This window comes from Sorangium sp. So ce363, from assembly GCF_051520435.1.
Taxonomy (GTDB): domain Bacteria; phylum Myxococcota_A; class Polyangia; order Polyangiales; family Polyangiaceae; genus Sorangium; species Sorangium cellulosum_B.
The window spans coordinates 5075510-5097579 of sequence record NZ_CP150333.1 but is presented as its reverse complement, the minus strand read 5'-3'; the positions used below and the strand labels follow the sequence as shown (position 1 = coordinate 5097579).

At 74.1% G+C, this 22070-nt stretch carries 16 protein-coding genes; 10 read left to right on the top strand and 6 right to left on the bottom strand.

Annotation, left to right across the window (positions count from 1 at the left end):
• Positions 1–83 precede the first annotated feature (83 nt).
• Positions 84–2789 (top strand): dynamin family protein, encoded by a 2706-nt coding sequence (locus WMF12_RS19335; protein WP_437747120.1) that lies wholly within the window; start codon positions 84–86, stop codon positions 2787–2789.
• Positions 2790–2841: 52 nt separating this feature from the next.
• Here the strand turns inward: WMF12_RS19335 and WMF12_RS19330 are convergent, their stop codons facing one another.
• From WMF12_RS19330 to WMF12_RS19320, 3 genes are all read right to left on the bottom strand, one after another.
• Positions 2842–4398 (bottom strand): protein kinase domain-containing protein, encoded by a 1557-nt coding sequence (locus tag WMF12_RS19330; protein ID WP_437873026.1) that lies wholly within the window; start codon positions 4396–4398, stop codon positions 2842–2844.
• 53 nt (positions 4399–4451) lie between these two features.
• Complete coding sequence (locus tag WMF12_RS19325) at positions 4452–6041, bottom strand: 3,4-dehydroadipyl-CoA semialdehyde dehydrogenase (RefSeq protein WP_437873025.1); 1590 nt, start codon at positions 6039–6041, stop codon at positions 4452–4454.
• 116 nt (positions 6042–6157) lie between these two features.
• Entirely contained in the window at positions 6158–7648 is a 1491-nt protein-coding gene (locus WMF12_RS19320) for a TolC family protein (RefSeq protein WP_437873024.1), read from the bottom strand.
• A 162-nt stretch (positions 7649–7810) separates the two neighbouring features.
• Between WMF12_RS19320 and WMF12_RS19315 the strand changes: the two genes are divergently transcribed.
• Complete coding sequence (locus tag WMF12_RS19315) at positions 7811–8857, top strand: hypothetical protein (RefSeq protein ID WP_437873023.1); 1047 nt, start codon at positions 7811–7813, stop codon at positions 8855–8857.
• A gap of 26 nt (positions 8858–8883) precedes the next feature.
• On the opposite strand, the gene WMF12_RS19310 is transcribed toward WMF12_RS19315, so the two are convergent.
• A complete protein-coding gene (locus WMF12_RS19310) occupies positions 8884–10371 on the bottom strand; it encodes a hypothetical protein (protein ID WP_437873022.1) in 1488 nt (495 codons plus the stop codon).
• Between the two features lie 140 nt (positions 10372–10511).
• Between WMF12_RS19310 and WMF12_RS19305 the strand changes: the two genes are divergently transcribed.
• The 8 genes from WMF12_RS19305 to WMF12_RS19270 all read left to right on the top strand — a co-directional run bounded on the left by WMF12_RS19305 (position 10512) and on the right by WMF12_RS19270 (position 18625).
• Positions 10512–11051 carry a hypothetical protein gene (locus WMF12_RS19305; protein WP_437747114.1) on the top strand — a complete coding sequence of 180 codons (540 nt, stop codon included), beginning with the start codon at positions 10512–10514 and terminating at the stop codon, positions 11049–11051.
• 39 nt (positions 11052–11090) lie between these two features.
• Positions 11091–13526 carry a DEAD/DEAH box helicase gene (locus tag WMF12_RS19300; RefSeq protein ID WP_437873021.1) on the top strand — a complete coding sequence of 812 codons (2436 nt, stop codon included), beginning with the start codon at positions 11091–11093 and terminating at the stop codon, positions 13524–13526.
• A gap of 224 nt (positions 13527–13750) precedes the next feature.
• Entirely contained in the window at positions 13751–14440 is a 690-nt protein-coding gene (locus WMF12_RS19295) for a hypothetical protein (protein WP_437747112.1), read from the top strand.
• Between the two features lie 593 nt (positions 14441–15033).
• Entirely contained in the window at positions 15034–16383 is a 1350-nt protein-coding gene (locus WMF12_RS19290) for an STAS domain-containing protein (protein ID WP_437873020.1), read from the top strand.
• A gap of 23 nt (positions 16384–16406) precedes the next feature.
• The gene (locus WMF12_RS19285; RefSeq protein WP_157906757.1) at positions 16407–16802 is read left to right on the top strand and encodes an STAS domain-containing protein; all 396 of its coding nucleotides are present in this window, start codon (positions 16407–16409) and stop codon (positions 16800–16802) included.
• Positions 16783–17568 (top strand): anti-sigma regulatory factor, encoded by a 786-nt coding sequence (locus tag WMF12_RS19280; RefSeq protein ID WP_437747110.1) that lies wholly within the window; start codon positions 16783–16785, stop codon positions 17566–17568. The genes WMF12_RS19285 and WMF12_RS19280 overlap by 20 nt, the downstream gene beginning before the upstream one ends.
• Positions 17565–18149, top strand: coding sequence for a SpoIIE family protein phosphatase (locus WMF12_RS19275; protein WP_437747109.1), 585 nt, complete (start codon positions 17565–17567; stop codon positions 18147–18149). Before WMF12_RS19280 ends, WMF12_RS19275 begins: the two co-directional genes overlap by 4 nt.
• A complete protein-coding gene (locus WMF12_RS19270; protein WP_437747108.1) occupies positions 18146–18625 on the top strand; it encodes an ATP-binding protein in 480 nt (159 codons plus the stop codon). The genes WMF12_RS19275 and WMF12_RS19270 overlap by 4 nt, the downstream gene beginning before the upstream one ends.
• 58 nt (positions 18626–18683) lie before the next feature.
• On the opposite strand, the gene WMF12_RS19265 is transcribed toward WMF12_RS19270, so the two are convergent.
• On the bottom strand, positions 18684–19709 hold the full coding sequence (locus WMF12_RS19265; protein ID WP_437747107.1) for a tetratricopeptide repeat protein: 1026 nt from the start codon (positions 19707–19709) through the stop codon (positions 18684–18686).
• A 294-nt stretch (positions 19710–20003) separates the two neighbouring features.
• Positions 20004–21917, bottom strand: a complete 1914-nt coding sequence (locus WMF12_RS19260; RefSeq protein ID WP_437873019.1) for a L,D-transpeptidase — start codon at positions 21915–21917, stop codon at positions 20004–20006.
• Between the last annotated feature and the right edge of the window lie 153 nt (positions 21918–22070).

Genomic DNA, 22070 nt, shown 5'->3' with positions numbered 1-22070 from the left:
CCAGATCGGAGCCTGGCCGCCCGCCGCTCCGGCCTTCGCTTCTTCCTGGACGACCGCCCTCCCGGAAGGCTTTCATCCCGCCCATGGCGAGGCTCGTCGAGGCGCTGAACCGGTTCTTCGGGCGGGTCGAGATCCTCGCCCTCGGCCTCGAGAACGAGCGCAGCGCCGCCGAGGCCGCGCTCGCGAAGGGCATGCCCCTCGAGGCCCGCGAGCACGCCCGCACCATCCTCTCCGTGCTGCCCGACTCGGCGGTCGGGCTGGCGCTCTGGGCCGACGCCGCGGAGGACGCGTGGCTCGACCAGGAGGTCGTCGCCTCGCTCACGGATCTCGCGAAGCGCGTCCCGTGGCGCGCCGACGTGTGGCTCCGCCTCGGCCGCGCGGGGCAGCGCATCGGCTGGGACGGCGCGCGCGACGCGCTCGAGCGGGCCACGTCGGCGCCGGAGGAGCGCGACGCGGCGCGCCTCGCGCTGCTCGATCTCTCGGACCTCGACCTCGCCGCGGGCGACCCGGCCCGCGCGCAGCGCTGGCTCGACCGCATCCCGGCGCCGCTCACCACCGTGCCCGACCGCGACGTGGCCCTCCGCCGCGCCGAGTGCGCGCTCGCGTACGGCGATCTCGACGGCGCGCGCGCCGCCGCGGAGATCCTCGGCGAGCCCACCGCGATCGAGGGGCGCGCCGCCCTCGTGCTCGCCCGGCTCGCGCTGGCCGAGGCGAGCGCCGCGGCGGGGTTCCCCGCGGCGGGCTCCTCCGCGGCGGCCCTGCCGCCCGCCGTGGTGGGGCGGGCGCTCGACCTCGGGCTGCGGGCGCTCGTGCTCGACGTCCCCGGCGCGGCCGAGCTCTGCGCCGCCCTGGTCGCCGCCTCCCGCGACGTGCTCGTCGTCGACCGCGTGCGCCGCGTCGTCCGCGCCGCGGGCGCGCTCGACGAGCCGACCTGGGCCGCCGCGTTCGCCTTCGCCGAGGGGCGGCGCGACGACGCGCGGCAGGCGCTCGCGCGCGGGCTCTCCGCGGGCGACCGCGCCGCCGCGGCGGCGCTGCTCCGCATGGCCGTCGAGACCCGCGACCTCGGCGCGCTCGACGCGCTCGCCGCGCGTGGCAACGCCAAGGACGACGACAAGGAGCAGCGCGGCGCGGCCGCGCCCCCGCTCCCCCCCGACCTCGTCCGGCTGCGCGACGCCGCGGCGATGGCGTCCGCGGGGCAGGGGAGCGGCGCGCTCGACGCGCTCGACGCGGTGACCGGTGAGGGCGCCGCGTGGGCCGACGACATGCGCCGCGCGATCGCGCTGGCGTGGGTGCCCCCTGCGGGCGGCCCCGCCGGGGCCCGCGCCGCCGCCGCGTGGGGCGACGTGCTGCGCGAGCTCGCGCGCACGGCCAAGCTCCTCGACCGGCTCGACCTGCTCGCGGCGATCGAGGCCCTCGCGGTGGAGCGGGAGCGGCCGCTCCGCGCGGCCGTGGTGGGCGAATTCAACGCGGGCAAGAGCACCTTCCTGAACGCGCTGCTCGGCGAGGACGTGGCGCCGACCGGCGTCCTGCCCACGACCGCGACGCTCCACTGGGTCGCCTGGGCGCCCGATCCGTTCGCGCGCATCGTCGTGCGCGGCGGCCAGGACCGCGTCGTGCCGCACGCGGCGCTGAAGGACACGCTGCGCGCGCTCGCGGCGGCCGGGGACAAGGTCGCGCGGGTGTTCATCTACGCGCCCATCGAGCGGCTCAAGCGCGTCGAGATCCTCGACACGCCCGGCTTCAACGCGCCCGACCCCGATCACATCGCCGAGGCGCGGCGGGCGTTCGACGAGGCCCACGTCGCCATCTGGCTGCTCGACGCGCCCCAGGCGATGAAGGAGTCGGAGCGGCGGGTGCTCTCCGAGATCAGCGCGCTCGGCGTGCCCGTGCAGATCCTCGCGAACAAGGCCGATCGGCTCAAGCCCGACGCCCTGGAGACGGTGCTCGCGCACGTGCGCGACAGCCTCGCGGCGAGCTCCATCGCCTCGCTCACGCCGCCGATCGCGTTCTCGGCGCGGCTCTCGCTGAAGGGGCGCCTCGGCGACGAGGCGGCGCTCGCGGCGTCGGGGTGGGCCGAGGTCGAGGCGCTCTTCGCCGAGCAGATCGTCGACGCGAGCGACGCGCTCCGCGAGCGCGCGCTCCGCCGCAAGGCGGGCCGCATCGCGGCCGAGCTGGCCCATGCGGCGTCGGCGCGCGCGGCCGAGGACCGCGAGGCCGGGCGGAGGGCGCGCGCCGAGGCGGATCGGCTCCGCGCGAGCGCGGCGTACCTGCGCCGCGACCGGCGCGCGCTCGCCGCGGCGATCGACAAGGCGCTCGAGCCGGCGCGCCGGGAGCTCGCGTCCGACCTGCGCCCGATCGCGGCGCTGCCCGAGGAGCGCAAGCGCACCGACGCGAGCGTCCGCGCCTACGTGCAGGAGCGGCTCGTGGCGCGGCTGAGCTGGCCGCTCTCCGCCGAGATCGCGAGGGCGGCGCGGGCCGGCGCGGAGCCGGGGGCGCGCGGCGCGCGCGGCGCGAGCGGCGCCGAAGAAGGGGGCGCCGCGCCGTCGCCGCGGGCGGCGGCCCACGTGCGCGCCGTCCTGATGGGCATGGTGGCGGTCCACGACGCCCCCGACGAGCTCGCGGCGCGCCCGATCGAGGGCGTCGTCGAGGCCGCGATCGACGCGTTCGCGATGGCGCTGTCGGCCGAGGCGGAGGCGCCGGTCCCGCCGCCCGCGTCGGCGGCGGTCGAGCTGCGCGCGCAGGCGCTCCGGGCCGCCTTCGAGGCGCCCGTCACGCCGGCCAGCGCCTGAGGCGCGAGGCGTCGGCGCCCGTCACGCCGGCCAGCGCCTGAGGCGCGAGGCGTCAGCGGCTCAGGAAGAAGGCGAGCACCCCGAGCGCCAGCCCGATCAAAAGCGCCAGCGGCACCACGAGCTTGACCATCCACAGGTCCGTCGGGCGCGCGGGCGGGCGGCGGTCGCGCCGGACCGGCGCAGGCGCGATCTCGATGACGTTCTCGGCCGAGGACCGCGAGGGCGGCCGCGGCGGCGCGGCGGCGGCGGGCGCGCCGGCGCCTCGCCGCGCCTCCGGCCTCGGGGACGGCGCGCGGGCGCCCGCGGCGGGGAGGAGCGGCCCGAAGTCCTTGCGATCGTGGATCACCACGTCGCTCGCCGGCGGATCGCTCGTCGGCGCGACGAGCCGCCGCACCGCCGGGAGCGTGCGCGAGAAGTCGTCCGACGTCGGTCCGGCCGGCGCCTCGCGCGGGAGGGCGATGCCAGGGAGCGTCGCGGCGAGCGACAGGATCGCGCTCGACGGCGGCCCGTCCGTCAGCGACGCCTCGCGGAACACGGACTTCGCCAGCACCTCGCCCCGCTGCGCCGGCGGCGGCAGATCGCCCTCGCGCAGCGGCGGCGCGGCCGTCATGGAGCTCCGGAGCGACGGCGGCATCGCCACTTCGAGGGTCGGCGCGTCCTCGGGCGCGCTCGTCCGGGCGGCAGGGAGCAGCGCGTCCGACAGGTGGGGGAGGAGCCGCTCGAGCTCGTCGCGCAGCTCGGCCGCGCTCTGCTGGCGCTGGTTCGGCCACTTCGCGAGCGCGGTGAGGATGATCGCCTCGAGGGCAGGGTGGATCTGCGGCAGGAACTGGCTCGGCGCGGGCGGCGGCTTCCGGAGGTGATCCATCGCCACCTCCCACGCGACGGCCGTGGGCGGGAAGGGGAGCCGGCCCGTGACGAGCAGGAACAGGAGCACCCCGCACGCGTACACGTCGCTGCGCCCGTCGATGACGTCGCCGCGGCACTGCTCCGGGGACATGTACGCGGGCGTGCCGACGACCACGCCGACCGTGGTGACCGAGCCCCAGACGCTGATGGGCGCGCTGTTCGGCCCGTCGTCGTCGCCGCGGGTGTTCCTCTCGACCATCTTCGCGATCCCGAAGTCGAGCACCTTCACGCGCTCGACCGCCGGATCCGCCGGATCCCGCATGACCATCACGTTCTCGGGCTTGAGATCGCGGTGCACGATGCCCCGCGCGTGGGCGGCGGCGAGGGCGTCGGTGATGCCGATCAGGAACCGCGCGGCGCGGGCCTCGGAGAAGCGGCGCTCGGCGAGCAGGACCTCGAACAGGTCCTGCCCGGCGACGAGCTCCATCACGATGTACGGCAGGTGCCCTTCCACGCCGGAGTCGAGGATCTGCACCGTGTTCGGGTGGTGGAGGCGCGACGCCGCCTTCGCCTCCCGGTAGAAGCGGGTGACGAACGTCTCGTCGCCGAGCAGCTGCGGGTGCATGATCTTGATGGCGACGTCGCGCGGCTCCGCGTCCTGCTCGCCGCGGTAGACCGCCGCCATCGCGCCTTCGCCGATGAACCCGGTGACGCGGAAGCGCCCTGCGATCGTCTTGCCGATGAGTTGCGGGCCCGCGCTCATGAGCGAGACTTCACCATAAAGTCCACGGAAAGAGCTACCCCGGCCTTCGCGATCTACGGCTTCGCCGGCGCGGGGCGGGGCTCGCCCTTCGCCCCGAGGATCGCCTCCAGGATCGGCCGCGACCCCTGCACTGCGGTGCGCTGCGAGTAGAAATGGAGCCCGCGCAGGCCGCCGAGCTCCTCGCCGCCGCCGGCGCGGCCCGGGCCGCCGTGGATCGTCTGAGGGAGGACGGTGCCCGGGCCGGGCGCCTGATCGGCGATCTTCTCGCTGCCGAGCAGGACGCGGCCGTGGTACGGCGCGACGCCGATCAGCACCTCCGCCGCGAAGGCGCGGTCGTCGCTGTAGACGGAGCAAACGAGGCTCCCGCGGCCCCGTCGCAGCAGCGCCACGGCGTGCGCCGCGCCGCCGTCGTACGGGAAGAGCGTGGCGACGGGGCCGAAGACCTCGTGCTCGTGCGCGGCGGGCGCGCCGTCGGGGCCGCTCGCGACGAGCAGCGTCGGCGGCACGAAGTACCCCTTGCCCGATGGCACCCCGATCGCCTCGAAGGGCCCGGCGCCGCCGAGCGCCACCGCAGCACCTGCCGCGAGGCGCTCGATGCCCGCGCGCACGCCGCGGAGCTGATCGGACGTGGTCAGCGGACCCACCGTGACGCCGTCCTGCGCGGGATCGCCGACGCGCGCGTCGCGGAGGCGGTCGACGAGGTCGTCGCGCACGGCGTCGACGACGGCCGCGGGCGCGAAGACGCGGCGGATCGCCGTGCACTTCTGGCCGGCCTTCTGGGTGATGTCGCGCACGACGTCGCGCAGGAACATCGCGTACGTCTCGGAGCCGGGGACGGCGTCTGGGCCGAGGACGGCGCCGTTCAGGCTGTCGGCCTCGACGTTCACGCGGACGCCGTCGCGCACGAGGCCGGGCGAGAGCCGGAGCGCGGCGCCGGTGGCGCTCGATCCGGTGAAGGCGAGGACGTCCTCGCCGCCGAGGTGCGCGAGGAGATCGCCCGGCGGGCCGGCGACGAAGGAGAGCGCGCCGCGCGGCAGCGGGGCGCGCTCGGTGAAGATCTTCATCAGCCGGAGCGCGACGAGCGCGGTGCTGGTCGCGGGCTTCGTGATGACGGGCATGCCCGCGAGGAGCGCGCAGGCGGCCTTCTCCGCGAGCCCCCACGCGGGGAAGTTGAAGGCGTTGATGTGCACCGCGACGCCGGGGCGCGGGACGAGGATGTGCTGGCCGAAGAAGCGCGGCGAGCGCCCGAGCTGCACGCCGTCGCCGTCCGTGAGCAGCCGCGCGTCGCCGAGCTGGGCGCCGAGGTCGGCGTAGTAGGCGAGCGTGCCGATCGCGCCGTCGATGTCGAACTTGGCGTCGCCGCGGGTGTTGCCGCCATTCCGGATGGCGACGTCGATGAGCGCGTCGCGCTCGGCGTGCGCGGCGCGCGACATGGCGCGGAGCAGCTCGCCGCGCTCGGCGAACGTGAGCGCGCGCAGCGCGGGCCCGCCCTCGGCCCGCGCGAACGCCACCGCGGCCGCGAGGTCGAGGCCGTCCGTGCTCGTCTCGGCGAGCGGCTCCTCGGTCGCGGGGTTGACGAGCACGTGCGGCGCGCCCTGGCCGGCGCGCCACTGCCCTTCGACGTAGCTCTCGAGCCGCTCCATCGGGCGCGTAGCCTACTCGCGCGGTCGCTCGGCACAACCCCCGCGCGAGGTCGTTGCCGCGCTCGGCGCGCGCCGGGCCGCGGCCGCGCTCGGCGGGCGCACGTCCTGCGCGCACCTCATTTGCACGAGGCGGACGCGAGCAGCGCGGTGATCTTCGCCTTCACCACCTCGAACTCCCGCACCGCGAGATCGAGCTCGGCCTCGCGCTGCCTGCGGCCGGACTCGACAAGATCGAAGCTCGTCGTGGTGCCGGCCTCGAACGCGACCTGCGTGAGGCGCGCGGTCTCGCGCGCGAGGTCGCGCGACTGCTCGGCGACCGCGCGCGACTGCTCGGCGACGGCGACGCCCCGGACCGCCTGCGTCGTCTCGAGCCCGGCGGTGCGCTCCACCGCCCCGAGGCGCGCGCGCTGCTGCTCGACCGCGGCCCTGCTGATCTGGAGATCGCCGTAGCGCGCCCCGCCGTCCCAGATGGGGACGGTGAGCACGGCGCTGATGGACCACCCCCAGGACCGCGCCCTTCGGGTGGACTCGTCCCCGATCGAGGTGCGGGCGCTCAGCGTGCTCGACAGATCGACGTACGGGGCGAACGCGAGCTTCGCGTCGGTGAGGTTGCGCTCCGCGATCTCGAGCTCGGCCCGGGCGGCGCGGACGTCCGCGCGCTGATCCGAGCGCGCCTCGGCGCACTCCGACTGCACCTCCGCCGCGATCGCGTTCAGCGAGAAGCCCTGCGGGACGCCGACCTCGCCGCGCTCGCCCAGCACGGCCCCGAGCGTCTCCCGCGCCTTGCGCAGCGCCTCGTCGCCGGACACGAGCGTCGCGCGGGCGAGGGCGACGTCCTGCTCCGCGCGGACGACATCGAGCTTCGTGCCGGTGCCGAGGCGCTCGCGCCGCCGGGTCAGCTCGAGCCGCTCGAGCGCGCTGCGCAGCCCGACCCGGTTGATCTCGCTGACCCGCTCGGCCGTGACGATCGAGACGACGGCGTCCGCCACCGCGCCGACGGTGACCCGGCGGCGATCCTCGAGGCTCAGCTTGGCGACGTCCACCGAGCGCCTCGCGGTGCCGATGCCGTACCAGGCGCGCGGGGCGAGGATGGGCTGGCGGAGCGTGAGCGACGCCGACGCGGTCGTCGGCGCATCCTCGATCGCCCCCGCGCCCGGCTCCCCTGGCGCGGGGAGCGAGGGGCTCACGCTGCTGCCGCCCGCCAGCTCGTGCGTCAGGTCGCCGCGCGCGTCGAGGCTCGGGAGCGCCGCGGCGAGCGCCCGCCGCGCGACCCCCTCGGCGCGGGCGACCTCCTGCACGGCGATGGCGAAGTCGACCGACCGCTGTTCGATCATCACGCGCGCGTCGTTCCAGCTCGCCAGCGTGCGCGCCGGCGGGGGGACCGGCGCGAGCGCCGGGTCGTTCACCTCGATGCGCTGCGGCATCGCCGCCGGCGCGGCGGCCGCCGTCGTCGGGGCCGCCGCGGGCGCCTGCTGGCCCGGCCGCGGCTGAGCCTGCTGGCCCGGTCGACCCTGGGGAGGCGCCGGCTGCGCGAGGGCGACGCCTTGGCACAGGGCGAGGACGGCGAGGTGGCTGACAGCGACCATGCGGAGCCGGCGATGGGGCATGCGCGACTCGATGCGCCGAACAGGGCGCGACGACAAGCCCGAAGCGGGCAGGGGCGCGCTCCCGCCCTGTGCGCGTGTGCGAAACCGTGCGCGCGGCGAGCCCGCGCCGTGGGTCACGGTCGTGGCGACGAACCGAGGATGCGCCACTATTCTGGACCACCGATGCCAAGCCGGTTGCCCCCGATCGACATCTGCCTCGGCTGCGGGACGCGGCGGCGATGTGGCCCCGCGGACCCCTGTGCTCGCTGCGGCGAGCCGCCCCACCGCGCCGTGTGGCGGCGGTCCGAGCCGCGCGGCGCGTCGCCGAAGATCGAGCTGTTCCTGAGCGCGATCACGAGCGGGTTGCTGCTCGCGTACACGGCGCTCTACGGCCTGCTCCTCTCGGGCCTGGCCGGGGCCGCGGACGACTCCCTCGCGGCCGCCGCGCTGTTCGCGGCGAGCGTTCTGCTCGGCGCGAGGCTCGCGCGGTGGATCGTGCGGTCGCTGTTCGATCTCTGGGGCACGACGTGGGCTTACTGCTCGGCCGACGGCGCCCGCCGGGGGACCGTGCGCACGCTCCTCGGGTGGTACGGCGCCGGCGAGGGCGTGAGCCTGACGGGGTTCCACCCGACGAGCGCGGGCTCGACGCTCTTCTGCTCCTCGGACGCGATCGAGGCGGGGCTCCCCGTCGTCGCCGCGAACCTCTCGCGCATCGCGGGGGCGAAGGGCGGCGACGCGTTCTCGCCGTTCGAGGTGCTGATGCTCAGCGCCTTCACGGGCCTCGTCGCGCGCGGCGAGGCGACCATCAGCAGGGCCACGGCGGTGCGCTGGCGGAAGGGCTGGCTCGGCGCCGCGCGGCGCGGCGCGCCGAAGCCGATCTTCACGATCGAGCGCTCCGGCGATCGCGAGGAGGGCAGCGCGATCGAGCGCGAGATCCTCTCGGCGCTGCAGGCCAAGGCGGACGGCCTCGCGCTCCTCGCGGAGCCCTCGCCGCCGGGGGGCTACCGCGACGCCGCGTGGCGGCCGCCGCCCGCGCGGCTCTGCATCGAGGAGGTGCTGTGCCCCCGCGCGCTCGCGCTGGCGGCGAGGGCGCTCCGGAAGGAGCCCCGCGGCGGCGCGCCGGTCGCGGTCGCCGCGGCGCTCGACGAGTTCGGCAAGCGCGACCCCGCCCGGATGAGCCACCTCCGCGTGCTGCTCGCGGAGCAACACCGCCGCGCGTCGTCGGCGTGAGCGGCGCGTGAGCGGCGCCGCGGCGCTCAGTGCCAGACGCCGATGCCGGCGCTCACGCTGTCATAGCGAGGCGCGAAATCCATCGACGCCTGCAGCGTCAAGGCGGTGTCTGGGATCAGGCCCCAGAAGGTCGTCGAGAGCACGCGGACGTCCGCGCCGAACGTGAAGTGCTGCCGGCCGACACGCCCGCTCCCCAGGCGGCTGAAGCGGTTCGGCTCGTAGTAGCTGCCGAACCGCGTGTGCACGCGGCCCGGGATCGGCTCCGTCTCGATCCCGAACCGCGGCGAGAAGCTCACGTGCGCGCCCGAGGTGCCCACCGCCGACGGGCCGTGCTCGCTCCCGGGCTGCTTCTGCGCCAGGAAGCGCTCCAGGCTCACCCCGTTCGACACCGGGCCCGTGACGAGGAGCTCCGCCGTGATGAGCAGGTGCTCGCGCGGCCAGTTCCAGTAGCGCGCGCGCCGCTCCGCCTCGAGGATGGCCGGCCCCGCGGCGAGCTCGCGCTCGTCGTCGGCGCGCTCGCGCGCCCTCTCTGTCGCGAAGACGCGCTCGCGCCGCGCGCGCTCCTCCGGGTCGTCGATGGCGCCGAGCTCGCGCTCCCTCCGCTCTTCCCGCGCGGCCTGCCTGCGCGCGACCGCCTCGCGGAGCTCCCGCTCCTGGACGTGCGGGTCGATCCACGCCGGGTTGAGCGGGCGCGGTCCGACCTGCACGGCGAGGCCGACCTCGAGCTCCCAGGGGAGGACGACCTCGTTCGGCAGGATCAGCCCGCCGGCGCGGCGGACCTGCCCGTCCATCACCACGCCCTCGCCGAGCAAGCCGCCGCCGTTCACCGGGAAGCGGAACGTGGCGCCGAGCCGGTAGGACGCCCAGTCGGGGCGCACGAGCACCCCGAGCTCCGGGGAGATGCCCGCGATGGTCAGGTCGGTCTGCTCGGCGCCGAGGTTGAGCGTCACCGCGCGCGCGCCGGCGCCCAGCACGAGCGCGTCGCCGAGCAGGCGGACGCCGCCGAGGAAATGGTACTTGCCGATCACGACCGTGGTCTCGGCGCCGGCCTCGTCCGTCAGGGAGTACCGTTGCAGCTCGGCATTGACCCCGACGCCGAAGTCGCCCGCCTGGAGCTGGCCGCCGAGGGTCAGGTACACGAAATTCGAGTAATCGAGATCGATGTCGCCGCTGTTGTCGAAGTCGTTGTTCTCGAAGAGCTCGATGGGCAGCGAGATCGATGCGGCCACGTCCCACTCGAGCCAGCGCATGCTGAACGGCTCGCGGAGCGCGGGCGCCGCGGCGTTGGCGACCATGCCGGCGATCCCCTCGGCGTAGCCGGCGTAGGCGCCAGCGATCCCGGTCACGCGCAGCGGCGCCAGGATGGGCCCCTGGAAGAGGTCGATGGTGTAGGCGTTGTCCTGGAGCGGCTGAGCCAGCGCGGCCCCGGGCGGGCCCAGGACGAGGGCCAGCGCGGAGAGCGCCGCAGCGGATCGGCGGGCGATGATGCGGAGCGCCGCGGTCCTGTCGGTCACCTCGCGCTGCTCCCGTCCAACAGCATCTCGTCGCGCCCGCGGCGAGGTGATAGCACTGGCCCGCACGGAAGGGACCGTGGAAGCGGAGCCCGACCGTCGGCGGCCGCGCACCCCTGCCCGCCCTAGGAATCGCAGCTCCCATGCCCGCTCAAGCTCCCGCGCCCATCGCTCCCGCCCCGGCCGTGCCGGGGACCGAGGCGCGAGCGCGCCCTCTTGGAGCGCGGCGCCGCCCTGGCGGGCCTCGCGCCCGTGGCCGGCGCATCGCCCTGGTCGCGTACTACAGCTTCGCCGCGCTCATCATCGCCTCGTGCACCCTCCAGCTGATCCGGCAGGTCTTCTTTCTGCCGGCCGCGCCGTCGCCCTACGCGAGCTGCGAGGAGGGCCTCCTGGCGCTCGTCCGGGCCGTCGAGCACGCCAGGGAGGCCGCCCCCGGGACCGACGGGGAGGACGCCGCCCTCGCCCGCTTCAGGAGCACGCTCGCTCCGGCGTGGACCTACCGGGACGGAGTGGCCGCCTCGTGCCGGGGCTCGGAGGACAACGAGCGCGCTCTCGACGCCATCGAGCGGCTCCGCTATGCGGAGGAGCACGCAGCGCGGCGCGAGGCAGGCGATCTGGCTCCGCTGCGGCGGCGGGTCCGGGCGATCGTCGATGGCCAGCTTGGGCCCGCGTCCCCGAGATAATACCCCGACGCGGCGATCACGCAGGACGATATGACCGACATGACCGTTCCTTCTCCCCCTGCCGCAGTGGCGGGTGAAGCGCAGACCGGCGACAAGCCCCAGCCGCCGCCTACCTTCGATGTGCTCCCTCTGTCGTCCGAGCTGCGCGAGACCCTCGCGGAGATTGGCTACGTCCACCCGACGCCGGTGCAGCTCGCCGTCTGGGAGCCGGTGACGCGCGGGCGCGACGCGGTCGTGCAGGCGCGCACCGGCACCGGCAAGACGGCGGCATTCGGGCTCCCGATCGTCGATCATGCCGTGAAGCGCTCGCTCGCGCAGGCGCAGGTGCTCGCGCTGTGCCCGACGCGGGAGCTCGCGCTCCAGGTCTCGGCGGAGGTCGAGCGCCTCGGCAAGCGCAAGGGCATCAAGGTGGTCGCCGTGTATGGCGGCGCGCCGATGCAGCGGCAGATCGACGCGCTCGCCGCGGGCGCGCAGGTCATCGTCGGCACGCCGGGCCGCGTGCTCGACCACCTGCGCCGCGGGACCATCGTCGCCAAGCACATCCGGCTGCTCGTGCTCGACGAGTGCGACGAGATGCTCTCGATGGGCTTCGAGCGCGAGCTCACCGCGATCCTCGCCGAGCTGCCGCCGGAGCGGCAGACGCTGCTGTTCTCGGCGACGCTCCCGCCCGACATCGAGCGCATCGCGCGCAGCAAGCTGCGCTCGCCCGAGTTCATCACCCTCTCGGGCGACGCCGTCGGCGCGCTCCAGATCCAGCACTACGTCTACCTGATCACGGGCGACAAGCTGACCTCCCTCGTCCGCATCATCGAGGTCGAGAACCCCGAGAACGCGGTCGTCTTCTGCAATACGAAGGACGAGACCGAGGCGGTCGCCGGGGCGCTGAAGCGCCAGGGCTACGACGCCGACTGGCTGAACGGCGATCTGCCGCAGTCCGATCGCGAGAAGGTGATGAGCGCGACGCGCGAGGGGCGCCTGCGCTTCCTCGTCGCCACCGACGTGGCCGCGCGCGGCATCGACATCTCGCACCTCACGCACGTCATCAACTACGATTTCCCGCAGGACGCCGAGGCGTATGTGCACCGCACCGGCCGCACCGGCCGCGCGGGCCGCACCGGCACGGCGATCGCGCTGATCACGCCGCAGGACGTCGGGCCGCTCTACATCCTCCGGCTGACGTACAAGATCCGCCCGCTCGAGAAGCAGCTCCCCACGGAGGGGGAGCTCAAGACGCGCGCCGAGGCCGATCTCGTCGCGATGCTCGCCGAGGCGTTCCTGTCGAAGGGCACGCACCGCGACGATCTCTCGCTCGCGCGCCGGCTGCTCACGCACGACCAGGCCGAGGCGATCGTCGCGGGCCTCCTGCGCGATCACCTCGGCGCGCGGCCGACGGCGCAGGAGGAGGCGAGCGCCGCGCGGCGCGCCCAGCAGCCGCAGCGCGCGGCGGCGCGCGAGAGCGAGGGGCGCGGCACGGATCCGTCGACGAAGCCCGAGCCCGCGGCGCGCGGGCGGGCGGCGCGGGAGGCGATCCCCCGCGCGGCCGACTCGGCCGAGCCGCGCTCGCCCGAGACGGAGCGCAGCGAGCGCGAACGCGAGCTGGCGCGTGAGGGCGATCGGGACCGCGGGCGGGAGCGCGATCGGCGATCGCTGCGCCTCCGCCGGGACGAGGGGCGGCGAGGCCCTCGCGGCGCGGACGCGCCCGGGGGGGAAGAGCCGCGCCGGCCCGAGGGGGCGCGGGCGCGCGACGACGGCCCCGTCTCGGTCGAGCCGCTCACGCGGCCGGAGCCGCTGATGCGGATCGAGCCGCCGCGAGCCGAGGGCGGGTCGGGCCGCGGCCCGGCGGAGCGCCTGCGCGATCGACCCGCTGCGACGCTGCTATCGGCGCGCCGCGGCGCTGGCGCCGCTGGCGCCGCTGGCGCCGCGCCGGGCAGGCCTCAGGGCGGCGCGTCAGGACAGCCGTTCTCGCGCCACGCCGACTTCACCATGTGGCAGCCGCCCGAGGAGGAGGGCGACGACGAGCCGATCCTCGGCGAGCCTCCGTCTCCGGCGCCCGGCTCGCCGGTGTCGCGCGGCGGCGAGCGCGAGCGCGAGCGCACGAGCGGCGCCCTGCCGTCGGCCACCGGCGAGGCCGCGGTCGAGATCGAGAGCGGCGAGGCCGGCGAAGCGCCGCGCGCCGAGCCCTCGCGCGACGAGGCGGACGGAGAGTTCGTCGAGGTCTTCATCAACCTCGGCCGCCGCGACGGCGCGCGCGCGGCGGATTTCCAGCGCGCGCTCATCGAGCGGGGCGGGATGGCCAAGGGGGACATCCGGCGCATCCGGGTGCGCGAGCGCAACGCGTTCGTCAGCGTCCCGAAGGCCGAGCTCGCGCGGGTCGTGGCGACGCTGAACGGCGCGACGATCGCGGGCAAGGAGGCGCGCGCGGAGCAGGCTCGGGAGCGCACGTCAAGCGCCGAAGAGGTGGCGGAGGACGCCTGAGCGCGGGTCGCGCGGATCGACGCAAGAGCGTCTGTCCGCTGCCACATGGCGGCGGAGCGGGCTCCACGCGGGCGTTTCAAGCGGTTCCGCGCGGCGCACGACACCGCCTGGCGGCGCAGGTCGATGGTACGTCGGTGGGGGCTTGCGTGCGACGTCGTCCAGGCGTCGCCGCTCGGCGCGCAACGCGCTAGCCAAGCTCGCCCACTGGTCGTATCACGGAAGGGATGGGGCGCAGTGGAGCGGAGGACATCGACCGGCTTCGACGGGACATCGATCGAGCGCTTGCTGACAAGCTCGATGCGGACAGGGTGCTCCCGCTGCTCGCGCGCCTGGCCCGCGCGACGGCGCCCGGGAGCGAGCCGTGGCTCTACGCGCACCGCCACCTCGCGGAGATGGGTGTGGAGCACGATCCGTGGCGCGCCGCGCTCTTCGCGCGCCGCGTGCTGCAGTTCCACGAGGAGGACGACGGCGCCTGGGCGGTGCTGGGCCTGGCGCAGTCGCTGCTCGGCAACTACCGCTACGCCGCGCGCGCCTACGAGCGCGCGCTGGCCATCGCGCCCGAGAATCCGTGGTACGCGCACAACCTGGGGCACCTCTACGACGTCGCGCTGAACCGCCCGCACGACGCCTTGCCGCTCCTGGCGCAGGCCACTGAGGCGCAGACAGGCGAGGCCGACATCGCCGCGAGCTACGCGCACGCGCTCGCCCGATGCGGCAAGCTGGTGCTCGCCAAGAAGATCTTGAAGCGCGCCATCCGTCACGGGGCGACCGCGGACCAGATGGCGCTGTGGCGCTGGCTCGACGCGGGTGCCCCGACCACGGGCGAGAGCGGCCCGGACCCTCGGCGCCCGGCCGACTCGAAGCGCAAGGCCAAGCGACGGCGCGCTCGCGAGCGTCAGAGCCTCGGCGATTGAGGTTGAGCGACCCGCGCGCGGCTGTGATCACGCAATCCGCGCTGGTGACCGGCGCGCGTCGCATGGGGGGAACCTCACGTGAGCTCCGGCCCTCTCCATCCGCACATTCGAGGAGCGGAAGCAGGAGGTGCGCGCCAACCGAGCTCGGCTGCGCTGCGGCGCGGCATAAGCTGCTGCTGGCGTGCTCGATCGTGACGCGGGGCACGGGAGCGGTTGTGCGGGCACGGGCTACCTCGGCTGGGCGACGGTGGATGCCGTCGCCACAAGCGACACGCATGGCTGACGCGAAGCTTGACGGTGGGTTGCCCGGTTGGCGATAAGCTGTGTTTCTCGACTGGTGCTGGACACGGTCCCCGCTTGGGACAGGGCACCCTGCGAGGAGAAGAAATGAGCGTCACGAGCGTGCAAAGGACGGACAGGACGGCGAAGAGCCACGCGCTCTCCGCGGCCGTCTCGTTTCGCCCGCGCGGCTCATCCTCCCGGCGCGCGCATCTGGAGCAATCCTGCAAGGGGATTCTCCGCGCCGCGCACCGGAGGGACGCGCTGCCTGGCGCCACGCACGGCGCGCGCGGGCTTACGACGGGGAGTTCGCGATGAGCGAAGAAGCTCTGCGGCAAGAGATTGCGAGGCTCACGGAGCGCGTCGCGACGCTCGAGCAGCAGATCGAGGGGCACGAGCGCGCGGCGAAGGAGCAGGCCGCGCAGCTCGACCGGGCGACGCGCGAGGCGCGCGAGCGCGGCGAGCAGCTGGCCCGAGCGGACGAGGAGCTGCGGCGACAGGCTGGCATCTTCAAGCTCGTGCTCGACAGCATGGCGGACGGCGTCGCCGTCGTTGACGACAGGGGCGAGCTCCTGATGCGCAACCCGGCCGCGGAGCACATGCTCGGCCGCGCGCCGCTCGACCTCACCTCGGGGGACGACGCGGGGCCCGGCGACGCCACGCTGTTCTTCCCCGATCGCGCGACCCCCTGGCCGATGTCCGAGCACCCGCTGTCGCGCGCGCTGCGCGGCGAGACGGTCGATCAGATCGAGCTCTTCGCGAGGAAGTCCGCCGACCAGGACGGGCGGGTCGCCCGCCGATCCAACGGCATGGCGGGCGGCGCGATGCCGACGCTCGCGCCCACCGCGGGGCCGCAGGGGGACGACGTCGAGCCGCGGTCGGTCCGCGTGCCGTCGGTGTTCTCCGAGCCGCGCATCGAGACCGGCCCGGTGTCCGGCCTGTTCCTGACGGTCAGCGCCAGCCCGATGCGGGGCAAGGACGGGGCGATCTCCGGCGCCGTCGCCGTGTTCCGCGACGCGACCGAGAAGAAGCGCCTCATCGAGGATCTCGAGGCGAAGAACCGCGACCTCGTGGAGAGCGAGAGCGCCAAGAGCGAGCTCGTCGAGCGGCTCCGTTACGCGATCGACGAGATCTCGACGCCCATCCTCGAGCTGTGGGACGACGTCCTCGCGCTGCCGATCATCGGCGTCGTCGACTCGCGCAGGAGCGCCCAGATCATGGAGCGGCTGCTCGACGAGATCGTTCGCCGCCAGTCGCGCTACGTCATCATCGATGTGACGGGCGTCGAGGTGATCGACACGCGGACGGCCGACCATTTCATGAAGCTGATGAAGGCGGTCGAGCTGCTCGGCGCGCGGTGTCGGATCACCGGGGTCAGGCCCGCCGTCGCGCAGACGATGGTGGAGCTCGGCATCAACCTCGGCACCGTGCGCGCCGCGCGCAACCTCAAGCATGCGCTGCGCGAGAGCATGGCGCTCGCCGGCCAGAAGCCGACGCCCGCGTCCCTCATGGGGACCCGCCGCGGCGCGGCCAAAGATAACGAGAAGCAGACAGGACAACCGTTCACACCTGGCGGCCCGCGGGCCGCCTTCGATCCGTCGGGCAGCGGTGCAATGACCACGACACAGCTGCAGCTCAGCGCGAGGAAGGAGACGTCCACTTGATGCAAGCGGGTAGGGTCCCCATCGTGGGCCTCTTCGGGAACTTAATCGTCTCGGTGCAGGGCGGGCTCACCGACGGCCAGGTGGAGCAGCTGCGCGACGACGTGACCGGGTCGATCGAAGCGCGATCGCCCCGCGGCCTCATCGTCGACCTCTCCGGTGTCGAGATTCTCGATAGCTATCTCACCCGCGCCATCCGTGACATCGCGCTCACGGCCCGGCTGATGGGCGTCCGGACGGCGGTGTGCGGCTTGCGCCCCGCGGTCGCGATCGCGCTCGTGGAGATGGATCTCGAGATCCCTGGCGTGGTGACGGCGCTCAACCTGGAGCGCGCCGTCGAGATGCTCGCGCCGTCCGCGGAGGACGACATGATGCCGCCGGAGCTCACGAACGAGGTGTCGCATGAAGATCCCTCCTCGTGACGGACCGCCCTCCAGCGGCGGCGCCACGGGGCCGCCGTCGAGCCGGTCCAGCGGACCGGTGTCGACGCGCTTGCCGGGTACGCCGCAGTCGGCGCGCGGCCCCGTGCCGTCGTCTCCGCAGATCGTCGGCCGCTCGATCACCGATCAGATCGAGACGGTGCTGGCGCAGTTCCTCTCGCCTGCGGTGAGGAAGAGCGTCATCGACTGCGGGATCCGGCAGGCGAAGGTCGATCCGCTGGTCGCGCGCGAGGGTGATCTCCGGCGCCTCCTCGTCGAGGTCAAGCGCGGGGTGAAGCTGTTCGTCCGCGACCAGGCGCAGCTCGATCGGTGCATCTCCGAGCTCGGTGAGCTCGACCACGCTGCCCCTGCGCCGCGCGAGATCACCATCGATGTGCGCAACGAGGAGGACGTGCTGCGCGCGCGGTCAGCCGGCCGCGAGCTCTGCATCGAGCACCTCGTCAGCGACGTCCTGCAGACGAAGATCGTCACGGCGATCTCCGAGCTCGGGCGCAACATCGTCAGGTACGCGGGCAGCGGACAGGTCGTCGTCCGCTCGCTCACCTCGCCGATGCGCGCGATCGAGATCGTCGCGCAGGACAACGGGCCTGGGATCACGAACCTGCCGGAGATCCTGAGCGGCAAGTACCGCTCGCGTCACGGTATGGGCGCGGGCCTCCGCGGCACGAAGGCGCTCATGGATGCGTTCGACGTCAAGACGGCGCCAGGCGCGGGGACGACCGTGACGGTCAGGAAGTACCTCGGATGACGGTCGCCATCGGGACCGCGTGCTGCGTCGCCGCCGGCGAGGAGATCGCCGGCGACGAGGTGGTGGTGGTCCGACATTCCCCGTGGGTGCTGATCGGCCTCGCCGACGGGCTCGGTCACGGTCCCCACGCCGCGCAAGCGGCTTCCGCGTTCTGCCGCTACGTGGAGGACCACGCGTCGATGCCGATCGAGGATCTCTTGACCGGGGCAGGGGAGCAGCTCGCGTCGACGCGCGGGGCCGCGGCTGCGCTCCTGCGCATCGACGAGAGCGTGGGCGAGCTCGAGTTCTCGGGCGTCGGCAACATCGCGATGAAGGCGATCACGCGGACGGCCATGCCGAGCTTCTGCTCGGCGGGGATCCTCGGGCGGCGCGTGCGGCGGCTCCGCAGCTTTCGCTTCCCCATATCGCCTGGCGATGTCGTCCTGCTCCACTCCGACGGGATCTCCAGCGGCTTCGATCTCGGCGCGTTCCGCGACTTCGATCCCGAGGAGATGGCGCGCCGGATCGTCGACGCCCACAAGAAGTCGTTCGATGACGCCACGTGCGTCGTCGCCGTGGTCCGCGACAGGGGCGCGGCGTGACGCAGCGGTCCCCGCCCGCGTTCAGCATCCCCGTCACGCGCGAGGAGGATCGCTTCGCCTGCGCGGCCGAGGGCGCGCACATCGCGCGCTGGGCAGGGCTCTCGGAGCGCGCCCAGCACGAGCTCGCGATCGCGATCGCCGAGCTCGTGTCGAACGCGGTGCGCCACGGCGGCGGCGGGAGCATCAGCATCCGCGCGATCCGCGACGACACGCAGGCGGGCGGCGGTCGGTGGGGCGTCGAGGTGATCGTGCGCGACTCCGGCCCAGGCCTGGACCCGAAGCTGGCGCTGCTCGAGGACGTCGGGCCGAAGAGTGATCGCGGCCCGTCCTCGTCGAGCTCTGCGCGGCTGACGCCGAGGATGCCCGGTCAGGGGCTCGGCGTCGGGCTCGGCGCCGTGCATCGGCTGATGAGCTCCGTCATCATCCGTTCGTCACCCGGCATCAGCACAGAGATCATCGCCGTCAAGTGGAAGTAAGCGGCGCCCCGCGCGCGCACGCGGCGCGGCGGTCGTGGCGAGGAGCGCCCTCGCTCGATCAGTTGAGCTCTTTCTCGGTCCGCTCGTTCTGCTCGGCTTCGAGGAACGTCGCGGTGATCTCGCGCTCGAGCGCCAGGTTGATCTCGCGCTCCAGCGCCTCGATGCTGCCCGCGAGGCGGGCGACGTTGAGGGCGTAGACGAAGACCCGCGCGCACGGGTGGACCTCGGCGCTGCCGCGGAGGCCCCGCTCGCGCTCGTCGGCGTTGAGGCCGTCCAGGAGGACCAGCGCGCGGGGATCGACGCCTTCGGCCACGAGCTCCATCCCGGGCACGTCGGAGATGTAGAGCTCCGCGCCCTCGACGTAGCGCCGGAGCACGGGGTTGAGCGCGGCGACCGTCTTCTGGGCCAGCGTCACGAAGCCGTCGCGGCTCGGCGCCCAGGGGGGCATGCCGAGCTCGACGTCGAGCTCACGGGAGCGCAGGAAGGCCTGCGTCGCCCCGCGGACATCGCCCCGCTCGTCGCGGATGAGGCCGAGGTAGTAGTGGGCCTCGGCGTGCCGCGGGTCCTTGAGCGCTGCCTCCTCGATGAGGGCGGCGGCCTTGTCGGCCTGGCCGATCTCGTAGAACGCGCGGCCCACGAGGAAGGTGTGGTTCGGGTTGTCGTAGGGGCCCTCGGGGATCCTCGCCGCGACCTGGGCCGCCTCGTCGAGATCACCCTTGCCGAGGAGCGCGTCGAACTTCAGGAGGAGCGCGTCGATGATCTCCTCGTCGACCTCGGCCAGATCGAGCGCCTGGTCGCACATCTCGATCGCCTGGTCGAAATCGCCGAGCGGGTGGATGTAGACCTCGGCGGCGTTGAGCATCGCCTCCAGGTAGGTGTCATCGAGGGCGATCGCCTGGCGGTACGCCTCGATGGCCTCCTCGCCCTCGCCCTCGAGGGCCGCGACGAAGCCGAGCAGGTTGTGAGCCTCCGGCGAGTTCGGATCTAGCTCGAGCGCCCGCCGGGCCGACGCCTCTGCTCCGCGCGTGTCCCCGCGCTGGACGAGATCCCACCCGCGGTCGAGGTGCGCCGAGAACTGGTCCATGGCGGCTCCACAAGTGTGCGAAGGGGAGCCCCGAGTCAAGAGGGAGCCCTGTCAAAGCGACCGTTCAAGCTGTTCCGAGCACGGCCCGCCCGGATTTCCAGCAACCGGCGGAGGCAGGGTGGCGGGCGGCAGGCCCGCTGGCGAGTCCAGGCGAGGCGAGGCGCGGCTCCGGCGCGCTCTCGTACCACGCGTCGCGACGAGCCCGGTCCGGCCGCTCCCGCGCGGCCCGCTCGATGGGGAGCGCACGGTGTTGCTGCGTCCTCGTCGCGCGGCCGCGCGCGCCGAGCGGCCCGCTCACTCGTGGATGGACACGAGCGTGCCGCGGTTCTCCGGCGTGGCCCAGACCCCGTGCCAGCCGCGCGGGAGCCTGGGCTCGCTCCAGAAGAAGACCTTCTTCGCGTCGAGCGGCGAGAGGTTCACGCAGCCGTGGCTCATCTCCCGGCCGAAGTTTCCGTGCCAGAAGGCGCCGTGGAGGGCGTACGAGCCGTCGTAATACGCGACGAACGGCACGTCCTCGATGCTGTACGGCAGATCGCCCGCGACCGTGCCGTCGCCGTCCATCGTGGTCGCGACGTGCTTCTCGCGGATGCGGAACACCCCCGTGTGCGTGGGGTGGTCCTTCTTCTTGTCCTTCGAGCGCCTCCCCGGCGAGATGAGCGCCGCGAAGACGGGCTTGTCGCCCTCGATCGCGACCAGCGTCTTGCGCGACAGGTTCACGTCGATCCACTTCTCGCCCGGCGCGAGATCCGGCGGCGGGGCGCCGAGATCGGTGTACGTCCCGTCGGCGCCCTTCATCCACCAGCCCTCGGTGGTCTTCCGGTACACCGTCGACTTGTGGGTGTGGCTCTCGCCCGTGAGGCCGAACGCCGCGAAGCGATCGAGCGAGCCGGCCACGGAGACGGACTTCTTCTCGGCGTCGAACTGGTACTTGCTCGCCGACTTCGCGAGGATGAAGCCGACCGACTTCGCGCCCTCGGGGAAGTCGATGCCCTGCGAGGCCGGCGGCTTGATGATGTACATGCGGTCGCTCGGCGCGACGAGGCCCGCGGTCGTCTTGTACCAGCTGCGGCCGTTCCAGCCGAAGGTCTTGTCGACCGCGACGAAGAAGCCCTTGACCATCCGCTTCGCGACCGTCGAGTCGGCGTCCTTGTCGAGATCGGCGAGCGTGACGTTGAGCGGCCTGCCCTTCTCGTCGACGTTCTCCCACCAGGGCTTCTCGGGCTCCTCCTCGACCGGCGCCGGCGCGATGCCGAGCGACGCGGCCGCGGCGACGGCCGCCGCCTTGTCCTCGACTGCAGCCGGATCCGCGGCGACGGCGGCCACCGGCGCGGGGCTCGCGGCGGCCTCGGCGCTCGCCGCGGCGCGAGCGGCGGCCGCCGCGGCGACCTCCTTCTCGGTCTCCTCGTACAGCGCCTCGGCGCGCTGCTTCTCCTCTTCCTTCCGCTTGCGCTTCGAGGACTCGAGGTACGGCTCGTAGCGCGTCATCTCGTCCTTCGAGGGGACGGAGCGGTAGAGCGGCGTGCCGTGGGTCGTGTTGAAGGCGTACTTGTACGGGAGGACGTCGTCGAGGTTCGGCGGCGTGATGCCGAGGCGGACCTGCGGGTTCGAGAGGTCCGTCGTGGCCGACCTCCCGCAGACGTAGCCGCCGTCGAGGAGGCGGTACCAGCCCTTGGCGCAGCTCCCGCCCTTGATCGGCTTCGGATCGACCGGCACCTTGCCGCCGAGCCGGATGTAGCCGAGCCGCTGCTTGGAGAACTCCATCGTCGGATAGACCGCCGCTTGCGGCACGATCGAGCCGAGCAGCGGCCCCGTGTACGGCTTGTCGGGCGCGGGCGGCTCCGGGGCCTCCGAGGGCGCGGCGGTCGGGGCCTCCTTGGGCGCCTCGGCGGACGCGGCGGCGCGCGCCGAGGGCGCGGGGCGGGGGAGGGACGATGTCCGCTCGGGCGGCGAGGCGCCTTCGGTGGAGGGGCCGGGAGGGGCCTCGCCCTGGCAGCCGCTCGCCCACGCCGCGGTGCCGGCGAAGGCCGCCGCGGCGATGAACCCGAGCGCGCTGGACACGAGCGAGGTGCGCGCGACGCCGCCCCCGGGGCGTCCGGTGTCCGGCGCCGGTTGCGGGTTCCGCAGGTCGTCGGTGCGGACGTTGCCGCTGCCGTGCGATCGTGCGGGGTCCTTCTGCCCGCGAGGGCGGGGCGCCTGAGAGCGGTTCATCGCATCCACAGCGTTGGGCGAGGACTGGCCTTCCCGATCCTCGCGGTCTGATGATCGACCCGTAGGGTCGGGTCGGCTCGGCGGTCTTAGTACCTGGTCACTCACGTGTCGATCCACTTCTCTGCGGAGCGCGCGCCCCTCGAGCTGACGACG

Coding starts and splice junctions, on each gene's coding strand:
- WMF12_RS19335 (WP_437747120.1), top strand. CDS start 84: ATGGCGAGGCTCGTCGAGGCGCTGAACCGGTTCTTCGGGCGGGTCGAG.
- WMF12_RS19330 (WP_437873026.1), bottom strand. CDS start 4,398: ATGAGCGCGGGCCCGCAACTCATCGGCAAGACGATCGCAGGGCGCTTC.
- WMF12_RS19325 (WP_437873025.1), bottom strand. CDS start 6,041: ATGGAGCGGCTCGAGAGCTACGTCGAAGGGCAGTGGCGCGCCGGCCAG.
- WMF12_RS19320 (WP_437873024.1), bottom strand. CDS start 7,648: ATGCCCCATCGCCGGCTCCGCATGGTCGCTGTCAGCCACCTCGCCGTC.
- WMF12_RS19315 (WP_437873023.1), top strand. CDS start 7,811: ATGCCAAGCCGGTTGCCCCCGATCGACATCTGCCTCGGCTGCGGGACG.
- WMF12_RS19305 (WP_437747114.1), top strand. CDS start 10,512: ATGCCCGCTCAAGCTCCCGCGCCCATCGCTCCCGCCCCGGCCGTGCCG.
- WMF12_RS19300 (WP_437873021.1), top strand. CDS start 11,091: ATGACCGTTCCTTCTCCCCCTGCCGCAGTGGCGGGTGAAGCGCAGACC.
- WMF12_RS19295 (WP_437747112.1), top strand. CDS start 13,751: ATGGGGCGCAGTGGAGCGGAGGACATCGACCGGCTTCGACGGGACATC.
- WMF12_RS19290 (WP_437873020.1), top strand. CDS start 15,034: ATGAGCGAAGAAGCTCTGCGGCAAGAGATTGCGAGGCTCACGGAGCGC.
- WMF12_RS19280 (WP_437747110.1), top strand. CDS start 16,783: ATGAAGATCCCTCCTCGTGACGGACCGCCCTCCAGCGGCGGCGCCACG.
- WMF12_RS19275 (WP_437747109.1), top strand. CDS start 17,565: ATGACGGTCGCCATCGGGACCGCGTGCTGCGTCGCCGCCGGCGAGGAG.
- WMF12_RS19265 (WP_437747107.1), bottom strand. CDS start 19,709: ATGGACCAGTTCTCGGCGCACCTCGACCGCGGGTGGGATCTCGTCCAG.
- WMF12_RS19260 (WP_437873019.1), bottom strand. CDS start 21,917: ATGAACCGCTCTCAGGCGCCCCGCCCTCGCGGGCAGAAGGACCCCGCA.